The following is a 16,689-nucleotide window of genomic DNA, read 5'->3' as shown; positions in this document are numbered from 1 at the left end:
TCCATTCTAGGCCGGACGCCGGCCCAGGGTGATGCGGTCGCGCTGCTCCAGATCCTGCACGGTCTGCACCTCGGCAAACCCCGCCGCGTCGAACAGCGCGCGGATCGCCTCGCCCTGGTCCCAACCGTGCTCGATCAGCAGCCAGCCGCCGGGCAGCAGGTGGGCCTGGCCACCGTCGACGATGCGGCGGATGTCGTCCAGGCCATCCGGACCCGAGGCCAGTGCGGTGGCCGGCTCGAAGCGCAGGTCACCCTGCTCCAGATGCGGATCGTCGCTGGCGATGTACGGCGGGTTGCTGGCAATCAGATCAAAACGCGCGCCCTGCAGCGGCGCATACCAGTCGTGCCCGCCTTCGGCGAAGCGGACGTTGCGCAGATCATGGCGGGCGGCATTGCGCGCGGCCACGGCCAGCGCGCCCGGGCTGGCGTCGGTGGCCAGCACCTGCGCCTGCGGCCGTTCGCTGGCCAGTGCCAGTGCAATCGCACCACTGCCGGTGCCCAGGTCGGCCAGCTGCAGCGACTGGTCTGGCGGCAGGCGCTCCAGCGCCAGCTCGACCAGCAGCTCGGTTTCCGGACGCGGGATCAGCGTGGCCGGGTCGACCTCCAGGTCCAGCGTCCAGAATCCGCGACGGCCGGTCAGGTAGGCCACCGGCTCACCGGCCACGCGGCGGGCCAGCAACGCCTCGAAGGCGGCCTGGTCATTGGCGGCCAACGGATCGGTGGCGTGCGCGAACAACCAACTGCGCGGGCGGTCCAGTACATGCAGCAGCAGCAGTTCAGCCTCGTGGCGGGCTTCGATGCCGCCGAGACGGGCACTGGCCTCGGCCACGGTCTGGCGCAGGGTGGGTTCGGTTTGGAAAGACATTCCGCAATTGTAGAGCCGTGCCCATGCTCGGCTGCTTCTGGAACAGCGGAGCATGGGCTCGGTTCCAGAGATCCGCAGTCGAGCGTGGCTCGACACTGCAAAAAGCTGCAATCCGTTCAGGTTCTGCCGGAGGGAATAAGGAGGGGCTATCGGCCCCCTTTCCGCGCCTCGGGGAGATTTCCCTTGTCACACAGCCAGTTGCAGGATGGGAGCGGCAAGGTTCAGTGCCTGCTCATGACCAAATGATAGACTCCATCTATCAAATAGATGCAATCAATGGATTGTTCTTATCGCCAGCGAGTCGGTAACCTAGCTCCTGTCGATTCACCCACTCCCCTTCACCAGAGGAAAAACGATGTCCCTGATCAACACCCAGATCCAGCCGTTCGAAGCCAACGCTTACCACAATGGCGAGTTCATCAAGGTTTCCGACGCCAGCCTGAAGGGCCAGTGGTCCGTCCTGATCTTCATGCCGGCCGCCTTCACCTTCAACTGCCCGACCGAGATCGAAGACGCGGCTGACCATTACGCCGAGTTCAAGAAGGCTGGCGCCGAGGTCTACATCGTCACCACCGATACCCACTTCTCGCACAAGGTGTGGCACGAAACCTCGCCGGCCGTCGGCAAGGCCCAGTTCCCGCTGGTCGGCGACCCGACCCACCAGCTGACCAACGCCTTCGGCGTGCACATTCCGGAAGAAGGCCTGGCCCTGCGCGGCACCTTCATCATCAACCCGGAAGGCGTGATCAAGACCCTGGAGATCCACTCCAACGAGATCGCCCGTGACGTTTCCGAGACCCTGCGCAAGCTGAAGGCTGCCCAGTTCACCGCCGCCAACCCGAACCAGGTCTGCCCGGCCAAGTGGAAGGAAGGCGAGAAGACCCTGACCCCGTCGCTGGACCTGGTCGGCAAGATCTAACGCAGTACCGGCCTTCCGTGGCCCCACGCCACGGCGCGCCCTTCATCCCCATGCCGGTGCCCTACCGGCGTGGGGGTGAACCCAAGACAGCCAACGCTCGCCCGCCTTGGCCAGCCAGCCCCTTCCACGGTCGCTGTCTTGGGTTCACCCCTACCCCCAGCTGGTCCGCTACCTTGTACAGCGGTGCCACGCCCCCTGTTTGCCTGAAGCCAGGAGAAGACCGATGTTGGACGCCAACCTGCAGTCGCAGCTGAAGACCTATCTGGAGCGCGTGACCCGCCCGATCCAGATCACCGCGCACGCCGACGACGGCGCCAAGTCGCAGGAGATGCTGGAACTGCTGCAGACCCTGGAAAGCCTGTCGGACAAGATCTCGCTGCAGGTGCTGCGCGATGGCCAGGGCCGCGTGCCGTCCTTCGACCTGGGCACCCCGGGCCAGGACATCCACCTGACCTTCGCCGGCCTGCCGATGGGCCATGAGTTCACCTCGCTGGTGCTGGCGCTGCTGCAGGTGGGCGGTCATCCGTCCAAGGCCACCGCCGAGCTGATCGAGCAGGTGCAGAACCTGGAAGGCGACTACCGCTTCGAAACCTACTTCTCGCTGTCCTGCCAGAACTGCCCGGACGTGGTGCAGGCCCTGAACCTGGCCGCGGTGCTCAACCCGCGCATCCAGCACGTGGCCATCGACGGTGCCCTGTTCCAGGACGAAGTCGAGAAGCGCGAGATCATGTCGGTGCCGACCGTGTACCTCAACGGCGAAGTGTTCGACCAGGGCCGCATGACCCTCGAGCAGATCGTGGCCAAGCTGGACACCAATGCCAGCAAGCGCGATGCCGAGAAGATCGCCGCCAAGGACGCCTTCGACGTGCTGGTGGTGGGCGGTGGCCCGGCCGGTGCTGCAGCGGCGATCTACGCCGCACGCAAGGGCATCCGCACCGGCATCGCCGCCGAGCGTTTCGGTGGCCAGGTGCTGGACACCATGGCGATCGAGAACTTCATTTCGGTGAAGGAGACCGAAGGCCCGAAGCTGGCCACGGCACTGGAACAGCACGTGCGCGAGTACGAGGTGGACATCATGAACCTGCAGCGCGCCAGCGCGCTGGTGCCGGCTGGCGAAGACGGCCTGGTGCAGGTGCAGCTGGAGAACGGCGCGGTGCTGAAGTCGCGTTCGGTGATCCTGTCCACCGGCGCGCGCTGGCGGCAGATGAACGTGCCGGGCGAAGACCAGTACCGCAACAAGGGCGTGGCCTATTGCCCGCACTGCGATGGCCCGCTGTTCAAGGGCAAGCGCGTGGCGGTGATCGGCGGCGGCAACTCCGGCGTGGAAGCGGCCATCGATCTGGCCGGCATCGTGTCGCATGTAACCCTGCTGGAGTTCGATTCCAGCCTGCGCGCCGATGAAGTGCTGCAGAAGAAGCTGCGCAGCCTGGCCAATGTCACCGTGCTGACCAGCGCACAGACCACCGAAGTGCTGGGCGACGGCAGCCGTGTCACCGGCCTGGTCTACAAGGACCGCATCGGCGGCGACGCCCACCGCGTCGAGCTGGAAGGCATCTTCGTACAGATCGGCCTGCTGCCCAACACCGAGTGGCTGAAGGATGTGGTGGCGCTGTCGCCGCGTGGCGAGGTCGTCATCGACGACCGCGGCCAGACCAACCTGCCGGGTGTGTTCGCTGCTGGCGATTGCACGACGGTACCCTACAAGCAGATCATCATCGCCATGGGCGCCGGTTCGACCGCCGCACTGAGCGCGTTCGACCACCTGATCCGCTCGTCGGTGAGCAACAGCAGCGGTGCCGTTGCTGAAGCGGCCTGATCCACCGTTCCCAGATCACCGGGAACATTGTCTGCCTGTCGGGTAACCATGCCGTCAGCCGGTCCGTTACCCCTGGGGTGTAAGGATGAACCTACGTGATCTGAAGTACCTGGTAGCCCTGGCCGACCACAAGCATTTCGGCCGGGCTGCCGCCTCCTGCTTTGTCAGCCAGCCCACGCTGTCCACGCAGATCCGCAAGCTGGAAGAAGAACTGGGCCTGCCGCTGGTGGAACGCGCACCGCGCAAGGTGATGCTGACCCCGGCCGGCCAGGAAGCGGCGGCACGGGCACGGGTGATCGTGTCCGAAGTGGAGCAGCTGAAGGAAGCGGCGCGACGCAGCCGCGACCCGGAAGCCGGGACGGTGCGCCTGGGGATCTTCCCGACCCTCGGTCCGTACCTGCTGCCGCATGTGATCCCACGCATCCGCGAGCGCTTCCCGGAGCTGGAACTGCTGCTGGTCGAGGAAAAGAGCGATGTGCTGCTGGACCGCCTGCGCGAAGGCAAGCTGGACGCCGCGCTGCTGGCGCTGCCGGTAATCGACGACCAGCTGCACGCCGAGTTCCTGTTCGAGGAACCGTTCCTGCTGGCGGTGTCCGGGCGCCACCCGCTGGCCCGCCGCGAACACCTGGATGTGCAGGAACTGGCCACGCAGAAGCTGCTGCTGCTGGAAGATGGCCACTGCCTGCGCGACCAGGCACTGGAAGTGTGCCGCCTGTTCGGCGCCAACGAGAAGTCCGAGTTCCGCGCCACCAGCCTGGAGACGCTGCGGCAGATGGTTGCCGCCGACGTCGGCATCACCCTGCTGCCCAGCCTGTCGGTGCAGCCGCCGGTGCCGCGATCGAACAACATCCGCCTGCTCGACTTCACCGGCGAGGGCCGTCCCAGCCGTCGCATCGCCATGATCTGGCGCCGCAGCTCGGCCATGAACGACTTCCTGATGGAACTGGCCGACCAGTTCAAGCGCCTGCCGCAGGCGCTGTTCACCCTTGATGCGGTGAATGCCACCGGCGAAGCGACCGCCCTGCCCGGCCCCGCCCTGAACGGCTGAACCCCCGCAGCACCGGCCTGGAATCGGCAGGAGTCGATTCCGGCCGCATTTGTCCCCACAATACAGACAGGCGGCGCCAGCAGGTGCCGCCTTTTGCATGGCTTTCAACCAAGGAGCTTCACCATGAGTACCGCCAGCGGCCTGCCGCCGTCGATCACCGTTTCCACCTTCGACATGGACCGCCTGGACGCCATGCTCGAATCCCCTGCGCTGAGCCAGACGCCTGCCGCGCTCGCGCTTGCTGAAGAACTCAACCGGGCCACCGTGCTGGCACCGGACCAGATTCCCGAAGGCATCGTCATGATGCATTCGCGCGTGGAGTGCGAAGATGAAGTGTCGGGCGAGAAGCACGTCCTGACCCTGGTCTTCCCCCGCGAAGCCAACGTCGATGAAGGCAAGGTTTCCGTGCTGGCCCCGGTCGGCAGTGCCCTGCTCGGCCTTTCGATCGGCCAGAGCATCGACTGGAACGCGCCCGGCGGCCGCAAGCTGCGCCTGCGCGTGACCGCGGTCCACAACGACCGCCCCTGATTACCGCTGCGCACCGCGCGCGATTCGATCCCCCTGCACCAGGAGCCGTAATGAGTACCCCGTCCAAACTGTCCCAGCTGCGCGAACTGTCCGTGGTCGTTGCCGATACCGGTGACTACGAGGCGATCAAGCGCCTGCAGCCGGTGGACTGCACCACCAATCCGACCCTGGTGAAGAAGGCGCTGGACCTGCCGGTCTACGCCGAGCTGATCGAACGCGAACTGGCCTGGGGCCGCCAGCAGAGTGGCGACCGCGAAGCCGTGGTGCACGCCGTGGCCGACCGCCTGACCATCGGCGTCGGCGCGCTGCTGAGCACGCTGGTGCCGGGCCGCGTGTCCACCGAAGTGGACGCCGACCAGGCCCACGACACCGCCGCCACCGTGGCCAAGGCCCGCCAGTTCATCCAGATGTACGCCGATGCCGGCGTGCCGCGCGAGAAGATCCTGATCAAGATCGCCGCGACCTGGGAAGGCGTGGAAGCCGCGCGCATCCTGCAGGCCGAGGGCATCGACTGCAACCTGACCCTGATCTTCAACCCGACCCAGGCGCTGGCCTGCAGCGAAGCCGGCGCGTTCCTGATCTCGCCGTTCGTCGGTCGTATCCTCGATTGGTACGTGGCCAACGGCCAGACCCCGGCCACCATCGACGAAGACCCGGGCGTGAAGTTCGTGCGTGGCGTGTATGCCGAATTCAAGCGCCGCGGTTCGCCGACGGTGGTGATGGGTGCCTCGTTCCGTTCGACCGCGCAGATCGAAGCGCTGGCCGGCTGCGACCGCCTGACGATTTCGCCGGACCTGCTGGAGAAGCTGGACGCCGACCACGGCGAGCTGCCGCGCAAGCTGGTGGCCGGTGCAGCGGACGGCACGGCGGTGACCCCGATCGATGCGGCGAAGTTCGCGGCGGACCTGGCGGCCGATCCGATGGCGACCGAGAAGCTGGCGACCGGTATCGATGCGTTTGCCAAGGATCTGCAGGCGCTGCGCGAGCGGATCCGCGCGGCACTGTGATTCCGGCCAACGGCTGAGCCCCTCGTGGCGGGTCGGTTGGTCGCGAAGGGCATGAAGCAACAGCCGTGCTGGGTCGGGCGGGTTGGGTTCGCGGGAGACGCCGTGAACCCGTCCATGGGGGCTTGGCCGCGGCATCCATGCCGCGGACACCCCCGCGAACCCAACCCGCCCGCCCTCTGACAAGTTCCTGCGGCCGCCCGCCAAGGAAGAAAGAAAGAAGAGCAACAGCGGGTCGCGCGCTTCGCTTGCTCGCAGCCGAGCATGGCTGTGCCGGTCGTCCTGACCGGCACCCTCCGGGCCGTCGCGCAAGCGACGTTGGCAGCGGCTCCTGCCGCTGCCTTCAGCTCTACAGAAAGCACTGCAGAACCAAACAAAAAGGACGCGGCGAACGCCGCGTCCTTTTTGTTTTTCTTCAGTTCGTCAGTAACCAATGCTCTCGCCCACCGTCACCGGAAAACTGTCGAAGGTGGGACGGGTGCAGATGGCGGGACCGTCCACGGCATGGATGCCGTGGCCGAGCCCCCAAGGACGGGTTTACGGCGTGTCCCGCCATCTGCACCCGTCCCGCCAAACTCACAGCAAACCAGAGCCGCTTGGCTTTGGCTTTGGCTTTGGCTTTGGCTTTGGCCTTGGCCTTGGCTTTCAGCCGTTGACGTTGCCCGCCGCAGGCGGACCACCGCGCGTCAGCGCGGCGCCTCCACATCCAACCCGATCGGGCAGCTCACGCCGGTGCCGCCGATGCCGCAGTAGCCGTTCGGATTCTTCGCCAGGTACTGCTGGTGATAGTCCTCGGCGTAGTAGTACGCCGGTGCCGGGTACACGATCTCGGTGGTGATCGGGCCGTAGCCAGCCGCATCCAGCTGCGCCTGGTAGGCCTCGCGGCTGGCCAGCGCGGCCTTGTACTGGGCTTCGTCGGTGGCGTGGATCGCCGAGCGGTACTGGGTGCCGGTGTCGTTGCCCTGGCGCATGCCCTGGGTCGGGTCGTGGCTCTCCCAGAACAGCTGCAGCAGGCGCTCCAGGCTCACCACCGCCGGGTCGAACACCACCTGCACCACTTCGGTGTGGCCGGTCAGGCCCGAACAGACCTCTTCATAGGTCGGGTTCGGGGTGATGCCCCCGGCATAGCCCACCGAGGTGCTGTACACGCCCGGTTCGGTCCAGAACTTGCGCTCGGCGCCCCAGAAGCAGCCCAGCGCGAAACGGATCTGCTGCAGGCCGGCAAAACGGTCCTTCAGCGGATGGCTGTTCACGAAGTGCTGGTTGCTGTGCAGCGGCAGCGGCTGGTCACGCCCCGGCAGCGCCTCTTCCGGGCGTGGCAGGCGCTGCTTGAAGGCGCCGATGCCGAGGATGCCCTGGCCAATTCCCAACATGATGCGCTCCTACGCCGGAAGTCCGGCTATGTCGTCTGCATCTGAAATGGGGGCGTCCGGCGCGTGGCCCAAGTCCAGCGCCGCCACGATGTCCTCGGCCTGCGGGCGTGCCGCATCGGGGATTCCCACCCGCAGCACACCGAACAGCGGCAGCTCGCCCATGCCGCCCAGCAGCTGCTCGCCAAACACGAAGGCCGGGATGCCGGCATCTTCCAGCGCGTGCTTGACCAGGTGGGCGTCGAACAGGTTGTCGGCCTTGTACACGATGTGCATGCGGCGGCTCCGTGGGACAGGGTTCCAGCATACGCCCGTGGGCTGAATGGTGGTGGTGACGGCGCATGACCGTTCTGCCGGCCAGCGGCCGGCACTACCCATCCACTTTCCGGTAGCGCCGGCAGCGGGCCGGCGGAATGTGGATCGCCGTGCAGTTGGGTAGTGCCGGCCGCTGGCCGGCATCCCCACACCCTACCGGGCAGCCCTGCCCCGTACGCGCTAGACTGTTGGTCTTTCTGCCCTTTTTCGCCCCAGACTCATGTCCGAGCACACCCCCGCCAGCCCCGAGACCCCCGCCGACAGCCACGAGAAGCGCGATTTCATCCGCCAGATCGTGCGCGAGGACCTGGCCAGCGGAAAGCACCAGGCGATCAAGACCCGCTTCCCGCCGGAGCCGAACGGCTACCTGCACATCGGCCATGCCAAGTCGATCTGCCTGAACTTCGGCATCGCCGGCGAATTCAGCGGCGTCTGCAACCTGCGCTTCGACGACACCAACCCGGCCAAGGAAGACCCGGAATACGTGGCTGCGATCCAGGACGACGTGCGCTGGCTGGGCTTCGAGTGGAACGAGCTGCGCCACGCCTCGGACTACTTCCAGGCCTATTACCTGGCCGCCGAAAAGCTGATCGAGCAGGGCAAGGCCTATGTCTGCGACCTGTCGGCCGAGGAAGTGCGCGCCTACCGCGGCACCCTCACCGAGCCGGGCCGCCCGTCGCCGTGGCGCGACCGCAGCGTCGAGGAAAACCTCGACCTGTTCCGCCGCATGCGCGCCGGTGAGTTCCCGGATGGCGCGCGCACCCTTCGCGCGAAGATCGACATGGCCAGCGGCAACATCAACCTGCGCGATCCGGCGCTGTACCGCATCAAGCACGTCGAGCACCAGAACACCGGCAACGCGTGGCCGATCTACCCGATGTACGACTTCGCCCACGCGCTGGGTGATTCGATCGAGGGCATCACCCACTCGCTGTGCACGCTGGAGTTCGAAGACCACCGCCCGCTGTACGACTGGTGCGTGGACAACGTCGATTTCGCCCATGACGATGCGCTGACCCAGCCGCTGGTCGATGCCGGCCTGCCGCGCGAAGCCGCCAAGCCGCGCCAGATCGAGTTCTCGCGCCTGAACATCAACTACACGGTGATGAGCAAGCGCAAGCTGATGGCGCTGGTCACCGAGCAGCTGGTGGACGGCTGGGAAGACCCGCGCATGCCGACCCTGCAGGGCCTGCGTCGCCGTGGCTACACCCCGGCCGCGATGCGCCTGTTCGCCGAGCGCGTGGGCATCAGCAAGCAGAACTCGCTGATCGACTTCAGCGTGCTGGAAGGCGCGTTGCGCGAAGACCTGGACAGTGCAGCGCCGCGCCGCATGGCAGTGATCGATCCGGTCAAGCTGGTGCTGACCAACCTGCCGGAAGGCCATGAAGAACAGCTGACCTTCAGCAACCACCCGAAGGACGAGAGCTTCGGCAGCCGCGACGTGCCGTTCGCACGCGAAGTGTGGATTGACCGCGAGGACTTCGCCGAAGTGCCGCCGAAGGGCTGGAAGCGCCTGGTGCCGGGTGGCGAAGTGCGCCTGCGCGGCGCCGGCATCATCCGCTGCGACGAAGTGATCAAGGATGCCGGCGGCACCATCACCGAGCTGCGCGGCTGGCTGGATCCGGAATCGCGTCCGGGCATGGAAGGCGCCAACCGCAAGGTCAAGGGCACCATCCACTGGGTCAGCGCCGTGCATGGCGTGCCGGCCGAGATCCGCCTGTACGACCGCCTGTTCTCGGTGCCGAACCCGGATGATGAATCGGAAGGCAAGACCTACCGCGATTACCTCAATCCGGAATCGCGCCGCACCGTCACCGGCTATGTCGAGCCGGCCGCGGCCAGCGCCGCGCCGGAGCAGTCGTTCCAGTTCGAACGTACCGGCTACTTCGTCGCCGACCGCCGCGACCACACCGAAGCCAAGCCGGTGTTCAACCGCAGCGTGACCCTGCGCGATACCTGGTCGGCCTGAGGACCTGCGCGGGCGCCAGCACGGCGCCCGCACGCCATCGACAATGATCACCGCCCTCTCCGTCCTGTTCTGGTTCATCTCGCAGCATCCGCGGCTGACGTTTTTTGCAGCGATGGTGCTGGCCGGGCTGGTCTCGTGGTGGCGGCGCTTTCCGGGCTACGCCATCGTGGTGTTCCCGCTGGCGATGCTCAACATGTTCCTCGGCCACTTCCTCAACGCCACCTTCCTCAACGTGGTGGGCGAGCGTGGTGAAGCGGTGATCGTCAAGGCCGAGCGAACCAGCTCCACGCTCAACGAGCAGTACATCTGGCGCTACGAAGGGGTGCTGCGTACCGCCGAGGGCCGCGACGTGGACGTGGTGTTCCACACCAACACCGCTTCGCTGTGGCCGCTGGAAAACGCCATCCGTATCCCGGCGCGCGACCAGCCGTTCGTGGTCAAGTACACGCCGGGCTTCCCACGCAACTTCGTCATCCTCACCAATGAATCCCCGCACGGCGTCGCCCAGGCCCGGGCCAGCGCGCGCGAGCGGGTGGAGGTGGCGGCACGCAAGCTGCATTTCAGCCCGGGCAATGCCGATTTCCGCGCGGACTATCGCCGCGAGCTGGAAAGCTGGCTGCGCGACCACGGCAACGATCCGCAGCAGCAATCCGACGCGCAGCGATATCGCGCCGAACTCGACGCGCTCGACCGCTAGATGCCCAGGCCCTGCCTGGATGTTCCACCCCATCCACCCCACAGGCCTGACATGACCACGACCTCCGCCGCTCTCCTCCCGCTGCTGCAGCAGGTCCTTCAGGACGCGGGCGTCGCCAGCCACGTCGACGGCAACGCGCTGCTGCTGGACAGCGGCCTGCGCCTGACCCCGCATGCAATGGCCGCACACGCGCGCGACAACGGTGGTTGGCAGACCTCCACCGTCATCGAAAGCCAGCATCCGCGGTTATTCGCCGATGGCCTGTTCGAGTACCAGCACGCAAATGGTGCCGATGAGCAGGCATCGCTGTTGTCCGGCTTCCAGACCTGGGTGCGGGTAGACCTGGCGACCCTGCAGACTGCGATCGGCGCCGAAGATGCACAGGGCCTGCCGATGATGGGCCTGACCTATCCGGCCGGTGACGATGGCGAGGAACACGAACGCACCGTGGTACTGGGGCCGTTGGCGCACTACCGTGCACAGGAAGTGGATGCCTCCACCTGCAGCGAAGACGATCATGGCTCCTGCCCCTGCTGCCTGTTCACCCGCAGCATGGAGGCCTTCGACGAGCTGCTGAAAGCCCGCCAATTCCTCGCCATCCGCCTGTTCGCCTCGCGCGATGCCGACGGCCTGTGCGAGGCCGATTGCCGGGTCAACGGCCACGACTTCGCCGCCGCCCTGCCCCTGCTGCGCGCCTACGCGGCCAGCTGGCCGCAGGCCGGGCTGGAGTTCCGCAAGCAGTACGTGGTGATCCGCACCGGCTCGCCAGGCTGACCCACGCCCACACCCGATACAGGCCCGTGCGGCTACACTGCGCGCCGGTTCCCCAAGCAACCGCACTTTTTCCCATCCCACACGAGGCACCCCCGCGATGCTGTACGCGCAAGTCCACCTGACCCTTCCCGCCTGGATCCACGACCAGATCGACCTGGATCGTCGATATCCGGGCGATGAGGCCAAGGTCGCGCTGGCGATCGAGCTGTCGCGGCTGAACGTCGAGCACGCCAGTGGCGGCCCATTCGGCGCGGTGGTGTTCGGCCCGGATGACAAGGTCATTGCCGCCGGCGTGAACCGGGTGATGCCGCATGCGACCTCGCTGGCGCACGCCGAGAACATGGCCTACATGCTGGCCCAGCAGCGCCTGCAGACCCCGCGCCTGAACGCGGTGCTGTCGCCGGTCACCCTGGCCACCAGTTCGCAGCCGTGCTGCCAGTGCTATGGCGCTACCGTGTGGGCCGGCATCGACCGCCTGCTGATCGGTGCCAACTCGGCCGACGTCGAAGAGCTGACCCCGTTCGATGAAGGCCCGCTGCCGGCCGACTGGGTGGGTGAACTCAACAAGCGCGGCATCGAAGTGGTGCAGGGCCTGAACCGCGACGCCGCGCGCAGCGTGCTGCGTGCCTATGGGGAAAGCGATGGCGCCCGTTACTGAGACCGGCATCGGCCTGCTGTGCCTGTGCCGGCAGGGCTTCGAGCCCGAGTTGGCCGGCGAGCTGCAGTTCCGTGCCGGCGAAGCCGGTTTCGCCGGTTATGCGCGTACCCAGCGCAATGACGGCTATGTGCTTTTCATGTGCGACGAAGCTGCGGCACTGGCTCCGCGCCTGCGCTGGCGCGAGCTGATTTTCGCGCGGCAGAAGCTGGTGGTGCTGGCCGAGCTGCCGCAGCTGGACCCGGCCGACCGTATTACCCCGATGCTCGACGTGCTGGCCGATGCGCCGCGCTTCGGCGACCTGTGGGTGGAACACCCGGACTCGGACGCCGGCAAGCCGCTGTCCGGGTTGGCCCGCGCCTTCGGCAACGCACTGCGCCCGGCGCTGCGCAAGGCCGGCAAGCTGACTGACAAGCCGAACAACCGCCTGCCGCGCCTGCACGTGGTGTTCGTCGACGGCACCCACGCCTTCGTCTGCGTGGCCGACCCGGCCGACAGCGCGCCGTGGGCACTGGGCATCCCGCGCCTGAAGCTGCTGCCCGAAGCACCCTCGCGTTCGGCGCTGAAGCTGGACGAAGCACTGCTGACCCTGCTGACGCCGGAAGAACGCGAAGCACTGGCCAAGCCCGGCATGCGTGCGGCCGACCTGGGCGCCGCCCCCGGCGGCTGGACCTGGGTGCTGACCCGCCAGCACATGCACGTGTTGAGCATCGACAACGGCCCGCTGCGCCAGCACGTGCTGGACACCGGCCTGGTCGAGCACCTGCGCGCCGATGGCTTCCACTGGCATCCGGAACAGCCGCTGGACTGGATGGTCTGTGACATGGTCGAGCAGCCGCGCCGCGTGGCCGAACGCATGGCCACCTGGTTCCGCGAAGGCTGGTGCCGGCACGCGATCTTCAACCTGAAGCTGCCGATGAAGAAGCGCTGGGACGAAACCCGCCTGTGCCTGGACCTGTTCCAGGACCAGGCCGGCAAGCCGCTGGTGGTGCGTGCCAAGCAGCTCTATCACGACCGTGAGGAGATCACCGTACTGGCGTCGCCACTGCGCTGACGCCATCACGTCCGCCGGGCATACCCCGGCGCTGCAGAGGAAGGAGCATCCATGCGACATCGAACGATTCCGCTGCTGATCACCCTGCTGGCCGCCGCACCAGCGGTGGCCCAGCAATTGCCGCACACCCCGGCACAAAGCCAGCCGCTGGGCCCCACCGGCGGCGCGATCCGCCAGCAACCGCTGGATGCGGGCCGGGTCAGCGGCAGCGTCGAGATTCCGCAACCGGCCGGCGAGGCGCAGGTGACCGTGCGTTCGCTGGAACCGAGCAGCGTGGTTGGCCAGTACCGCATCCACTTCGCTGCGCTGGATGTGAACGGCGATGGTTTCATCAGCCGCGAGGAAGCGCAGGCGAATCCGGCGCTGGCCGATGAGTTCAATGCGTTGGACGTGAAGCGTCGCGGCAAGCTGGATCGTGCCGACCTGGCCGGCTGGCTGGTCGACTGAAAAAGGGGACGGAGGGGATTAAGTCGTTTGTGCCACAAACGACTTAATCCCCTCCGTCCCCTTTTTTGATCCAGCGCGATCTTCATCCACGCATGGCGTGGATCTACTGACGTCGGGCACCCACCAGAGCGGTTTGCATTCTGCTACACCCCGGCGGCGCGCTTCCAGAATGCCTGCACCAGCGGTGGCCATTTGCCGACGCAGCCCAGCGCCCGGCCGCGGGCCAGGGTCAGGTGCATTTCGTCGTTGGAGAACAGGCGGTTGATCGCATCGAAGCTGTAGGCGGCGATGTGGTTGTCGCTGCGCCGTTCGCGTGCCCAGCGCTGCAGGCGCTGCGGCGACAGCCGCGGCTGGCCACGGCGCTCGGCCGACGGCGCCAGCCACTGCTGCAGGGCGGCCACATCGCGCAGGCCCAGGTTCACGCCCTGCCCGGCCAGCGGATGCACCACGTGCGCGGCATCACCCAATGCCAGCACGCGGCCGGCCACGTAGTGACGGGCCAGCTGGCGGCGCAGCGGGAAGGCTGCGCGCGGTGATGCCAGCCGCAGCTCACCCAACCGCGCCGCGAAGGCGCGGGTCAGTTCGCGGTTGAAGCTGTCTTCGTCCAGCGCCAGCACGCGCGCCGCCTCGTCCTCGGGCAGGGTCCAGACGATCGAGCTGCGGCGCTCGGCCACCGGCAGCAGCGCCAGCGGCCCGCTCGGCAGGAAACGCTGCCAGGCGGTGGCCTGGTTGGGAAGATCGCTGTCCACGTAGGCCACCACGCCACGCTGGTGGTAGTCATGCTTTTCAACCTCGATCCCGGCCAGTTGGCGCAGGGTCGATTCGGCGCCGTCGGCGGCCACCGCCAACGCCGCTTCCAGGCGACGACCGTCATCCAGGCGCAGGCGCACGCCGTCGTCGTCCTGCTCCAGCGCTTCCACCCGCGCCGGGCAGTGCAGCTGCACGCCCGCCGCCGGCAACGCCGCCCACAGCCGATCCTGCAGCAGGCCGTTCTCGACGATGTAGCCCAGTTCACGACGGCCGAAGCGATCGGCATCGAACAGCAGATCTTCGCCACCGGCCGCATCCCACACCTGCATGCGCCGGTAGGGCCAGGCGCGGGCCTGCACGATCGCCGGCCACACGCCCAGGCGGTTCAACAGTTGTACGTTGTCAGCAGCGAAGGCGAACACGCGCAGGTCAGGCTGTGCGGCCTGCCACGGCGCGGGCTCACGACCTTCCACCAGCGCAACCGACAGGCCGGCATCGGCCAGCGCCAGCGCGCACGCGGCACCGACCACGCCACCACCGACGATGGCCACATCAAGGCGCATGCGCCGGCTCATGCGGCTTCTCCGCGGCACAGGCGCGGCACTTCGCCGCGGAAGCCCATCGCGCCACCGACCAGCATCGACTGCACCGATGCGCGTTGCGCGGCCACCAGGCCGAGGCTGCGCAGCGGCCGCATCAGCGGCGCCGGGTTGCTGGTCAGGCGCGCCAGGCCGCCGGAGAACGCCACCGTCTGGCGGCGATCTTCCTCGCGGCGCGCGACATAGGCCTGCAGCAGTGCATCACTGCCGGCATCTTCATGCGCATCCTCCAGCAGCTCGGCCAGGGTCAGCGCATCGCGCAGGCCCAGGTTGAAGCCCTGTGCACCCAGCGGATGAATGGTCTGCGCGGCATTGCCCAGCAGCACCGTGCGCTCACCGGCCAGCGCGCGCGCCAGCACCTGGATGAGCGGGTAGGCGCTGCGCGGGCCGGACTCGAGCAGGCGGCCGGCACGCCAGCCGATCGCGTTCTGCAGGCGTTGCAGCCAGGCGGCATCGTCCAGTGCCATCACCGCATCGGCCTGGTCGCGCGCAACACCATGCACGGTGCCGAAGTGACGATCGCCGCGCGGCAGCAGGGCCGTCGGGCCGGTATCGGTGAAACGCTCCCACGCGGTGCCATCCGGCGCGCGCTGGCTGCGTACACGGGCCACGAACAGGGTCTGCTGGAAATCATGGCGGTCGACCTCGATGCCCAGTGCACCACGCACGCCACTGGTCGTACCGTCGGCACCCACCACCAGCCGTGCCAGCAATACGCGCTCGCCGGCCTCATCGGCGACCCGCACCTGGCGGTAGCCGTCGACCACTTCACCCAGGCCCAGGAACCGCATCGGCCGGTAACGGCGCAGCCGCGGCAGCTCCTGAAGCCGCGCTTCCAGCGCCTGGCCGAAGTCGCGGGCGACCACCACCTGGCCGAACCAAGGCCGGTCGTAATCGGCCGCTTCCAGCTGCACACGGCCGAAATCGCCGGCACGGCTGACGTGGATGCGCCGGATCGGGCCCGGTGCCATCGCCAGCTTCTGCATCACCCCCAGCGCGGTCAGCGCATTGACGGTGGCAGCGGCGAAACTGAGATTGCGCTGGTCGAACACCGCCGGCAGCTCGCCGGCCGGGCTGGCCTCGAGCAGGCCCACGTCGCGGCCGAGGCGGTCCAGGGCAATGGCCAGGCTGGCGCCGACCAGGCCACCACCGACAATCAGCACGTCATGTCGTTCACTCATGCGTTCATGATACGCGCTCGCCCCGTCTGTACGCCGAACGGCCGGTCCTGCGCCAACCCGCGCGGCGGGCTAGAATGAAACCTGAATCCGCTCCGGGCCCGCCACCATGTCCGACACTGCCAACCGCGCCTTCGTCCTGTCCGTGCTCGTTCTGGTGCTGGCAGCGACCCGTGTCAATCACTTCGCGGCGATCCCCGATGCCTCATGGGCGGTGTTCTTCATCGGTGGCTTCTACCTGGCCCGCTGGACGCGCTGGGCGTTCCCGCTGCTGATGGTGTTCGCGGTGCTGGTGGACTGGATCGTGATCCGCAGCAGCGGCCTGGACTTCTGGCAGCACTACTGCGTGTCGCCGGGCTACTGGCTGCTGCTGCCGGCCTATTTCTCGCTGTGGGCCGGCGGCATGCTGCTGGGCCGCAACTACCAGAGCGCGCGCTGGCCGGTACTGGCCAAGGGCGCGCTGCTGCTGGTCGCCTCGGTGGCGGTCTGCCACCTGCTGGCGCAGGGCGGCTTCTACTGGACCAGCAGCAACGTGGCCGAGCCGACCCTGGCCGGCTGGGCACAGAACTACGCGCAGTGGTTCGGCCCCTACCTGCGCACCACGGCGATCTACGTGGCGCTGGCCGCCGCCCTGCAGCTGGCCGTGGAGCAGGTGTTGAAGCTCCAGCAGGCCCGCCGCGACATTCGCCACTGAGCCGCGAC

17 protein-coding genes are annotated in these 16,689 nt (G+C 67.5%); 12 read left to right on the top strand and 5 right to left on the bottom strand.

The features are described 5' to 3' along the window. Window positions 1-6: 6 nt before the first annotated feature. Complete coding sequence (prmC, locus tag AC5P5R_RS18000) at window positions 7-864, bottom strand: peptide chain release factor N(5)-glutamine methyltransferase (RefSeq protein ID WP_100438892.1); 858 nt, start codon at window positions 862-864, stop codon at window positions 7-9. A 355-nt stretch (window positions 865-1,219) separates the two neighbouring features. Between prmC and ahpC the strand changes: the two genes are divergently transcribed. The 5 genes from ahpC to AC5P5R_RS17975 all read left to right on the top strand — a co-directional run bounded on the left by ahpC (window position 1,220) and on the right by AC5P5R_RS17975 (window position 6,182). Continuing rightward, window positions 1,220-1,783 (top strand): alkyl hydroperoxide reductase subunit C, encoded by a 564-nt coding sequence (gene ahpC / locus AC5P5R_RS17995; protein ID WP_005408159.1) that lies wholly within the window; start codon window positions 1,220-1,222, stop codon window positions 1,781-1,783. A gap of 223 nt (window positions 1,784-2,006) precedes the next feature. Then, complete coding sequence (gene ahpF / locus AC5P5R_RS17990; protein ID WP_088610981.1) at window positions 2,007-3,599, top strand: alkyl hydroperoxide reductase subunit F; 1,593 nt, start codon at window positions 2,007-2,009, stop codon at window positions 3,597-3,599. A gap of 85 nt (window positions 3,600-3,684) precedes the next feature. Next, complete coding sequence (locus AC5P5R_RS17985; protein WP_005412310.1) at window positions 3,685-4,647, top strand: LysR substrate-binding domain-containing protein; 963 nt, start codon at window positions 3,685-3,687, stop codon at window positions 4,645-4,647. Window positions 4,648-4,770: 123 nt separating this feature from the next. Further along, window positions 4,771-5,175, top strand: a complete 405-nt coding sequence (gene rnk, locus AC5P5R_RS17980; protein ID WP_005408156.1) for a nucleoside diphosphate kinase regulator — start codon at window positions 4,771-4,773, stop codon at window positions 5,173-5,175. 50 nt (window positions 5,176-5,225) lie between these two features. Then, window positions 5,226-6,182 (top strand): transaldolase, encoded by a 957-nt coding sequence (locus AC5P5R_RS17975; RefSeq protein WP_100438891.1) that lies wholly within the window; start codon window positions 5,226-5,228, stop codon window positions 6,180-6,182. 683 nt (window positions 6,183-6,865) lie between these two features. Here the strand turns inward: AC5P5R_RS17975 and msrA are convergent. Beyond that, window positions 6,866-7,531 carry a peptide-methionine (S)-S-oxide reductase MsrA gene (gene msrA / locus AC5P5R_RS17970; RefSeq protein WP_049418682.1) on the bottom strand — a complete coding sequence of 222 codons (666 nt, stop codon included), beginning with the start codon at window positions 7,529-7,531 and terminating at the stop codon, window positions 6,866-6,868. Window positions 7,532-7,561: 30 nt separating this feature from the next. After that, window positions 7,562-7,825: a putative signal transducing protein gene (locus AC5P5R_RS17965; RefSeq protein WP_005408153.1), complete on the bottom strand. Its 264-nt coding sequence runs from the start codon at window positions 7,823-7,825 to the stop codon at window positions 7,562-7,564. A 259-nt stretch (window positions 7,826-8,084) separates the two neighbouring features. Here AC5P5R_RS17965 and AC5P5R_RS17960 point away from each other — a divergent pair, with 259 nt between their 5' ends. From AC5P5R_RS17960 to AC5P5R_RS17935, 6 genes are all read left to right on the top strand, one after another. Then, the gene (locus tag AC5P5R_RS17960) at window positions 8,085-9,833 is read left to right on the top strand and encodes a glutamine--tRNA ligase/YqeY domain fusion protein (RefSeq protein WP_012479204.1); all 1,749 of its coding nucleotides are present in this window, start codon (window positions 8,085-8,087) and stop codon (window positions 9,831-9,833) included. A 43-nt stretch (window positions 9,834-9,876) separates the two neighbouring features. Continuing rightward, window positions 9,877-10,530 (top strand): hypothetical protein, encoded by a 654-nt coding sequence (locus AC5P5R_RS17955; RefSeq protein WP_495226423.1) that lies wholly within the window; start codon window positions 9,877-9,879, stop codon window positions 10,528-10,530. A gap of 51 nt (window positions 10,531-10,581) precedes the next feature. Continuing rightward, complete coding sequence (locus tag AC5P5R_RS17950; RefSeq protein ID WP_043035678.1) at window positions 10,582-11,304, top strand: DUF6348 family protein; 723 nt, start codon at window positions 10,582-10,584, stop codon at window positions 11,302-11,304. 97 nt (window positions 11,305-11,401) lie between these two features. Continuing rightward, window positions 11,402-11,962 (top strand): nucleoside deaminase, encoded by a 561-nt coding sequence (locus AC5P5R_RS17945; protein WP_004154307.1) that lies wholly within the window; start codon window positions 11,402-11,404, stop codon window positions 11,960-11,962. Continuing rightward, complete coding sequence (rlmM, locus tag AC5P5R_RS17940) at window positions 11,946-13,013, top strand: 23S rRNA (cytidine(2498)-2'-O)-methyltransferase RlmM (protein ID WP_005408149.1); 1,068 nt, start codon at window positions 11,946-11,948, stop codon at window positions 13,011-13,013. The genes AC5P5R_RS17945 and rlmM overlap by 17 nt, the downstream gene beginning before the upstream one ends. Before the next feature lie 51 nt (window positions 13,014-13,064). Next, complete coding sequence (locus AC5P5R_RS17935) at window positions 13,065-13,460, top strand: EF-hand domain-containing protein (RefSeq protein ID WP_005408148.1); 396 nt, start codon at window positions 13,065-13,067, stop codon at window positions 13,458-13,460. A 143-nt stretch (window positions 13,461-13,603) separates the two neighbouring features. Here AC5P5R_RS17935 and AC5P5R_RS17930 read toward each other — a convergent pair whose 3' ends face one another. Both AC5P5R_RS17930 and ubiH read right to left on the bottom strand, forming a co-directional pair. Beyond that, window positions 13,604-14,785 (bottom strand): UbiH/UbiF family hydroxylase, encoded by a 1,182-nt coding sequence (locus AC5P5R_RS17930; RefSeq protein ID WP_005412304.1) that lies wholly within the window; start codon window positions 14,783-14,785, stop codon window positions 13,604-13,606. Continuing rightward, window positions 14,782-15,990: a 2-octaprenyl-6-methoxyphenyl hydroxylase gene (gene ubiH, locus AC5P5R_RS17925; RefSeq protein ID WP_005412303.1), complete on the bottom strand. Its 1,209-nt coding sequence runs from the start codon at window positions 15,988-15,990 to the stop codon at window positions 14,782-14,784. Before ubiH ends, AC5P5R_RS17930 begins: the two co-directional genes overlap by 4 nt. Window positions 15,991-16,096: 106 nt before the next feature. Between ubiH and AC5P5R_RS17920 the strand changes: the two genes are divergently transcribed. Beyond that, window positions 16,097-16,681: a hypothetical protein gene (locus tag AC5P5R_RS17920; protein WP_005408145.1), complete on the top strand. Its 585-nt coding sequence runs from the start codon at window positions 16,097-16,099 to the stop codon at window positions 16,679-16,681. The last annotated feature ends 8 nt before the right edge of the window (window positions 16,682-16,689 follow it).

The sequence above is a fragment of the Stenotrophomonas sp. YJH_SMC_19 genome, assembly GCF_059367915.1.
Note: the sequence above shows the minus strand (reverse complement) of the source record. Positions and strands in the feature narration are given on the sequence as shown.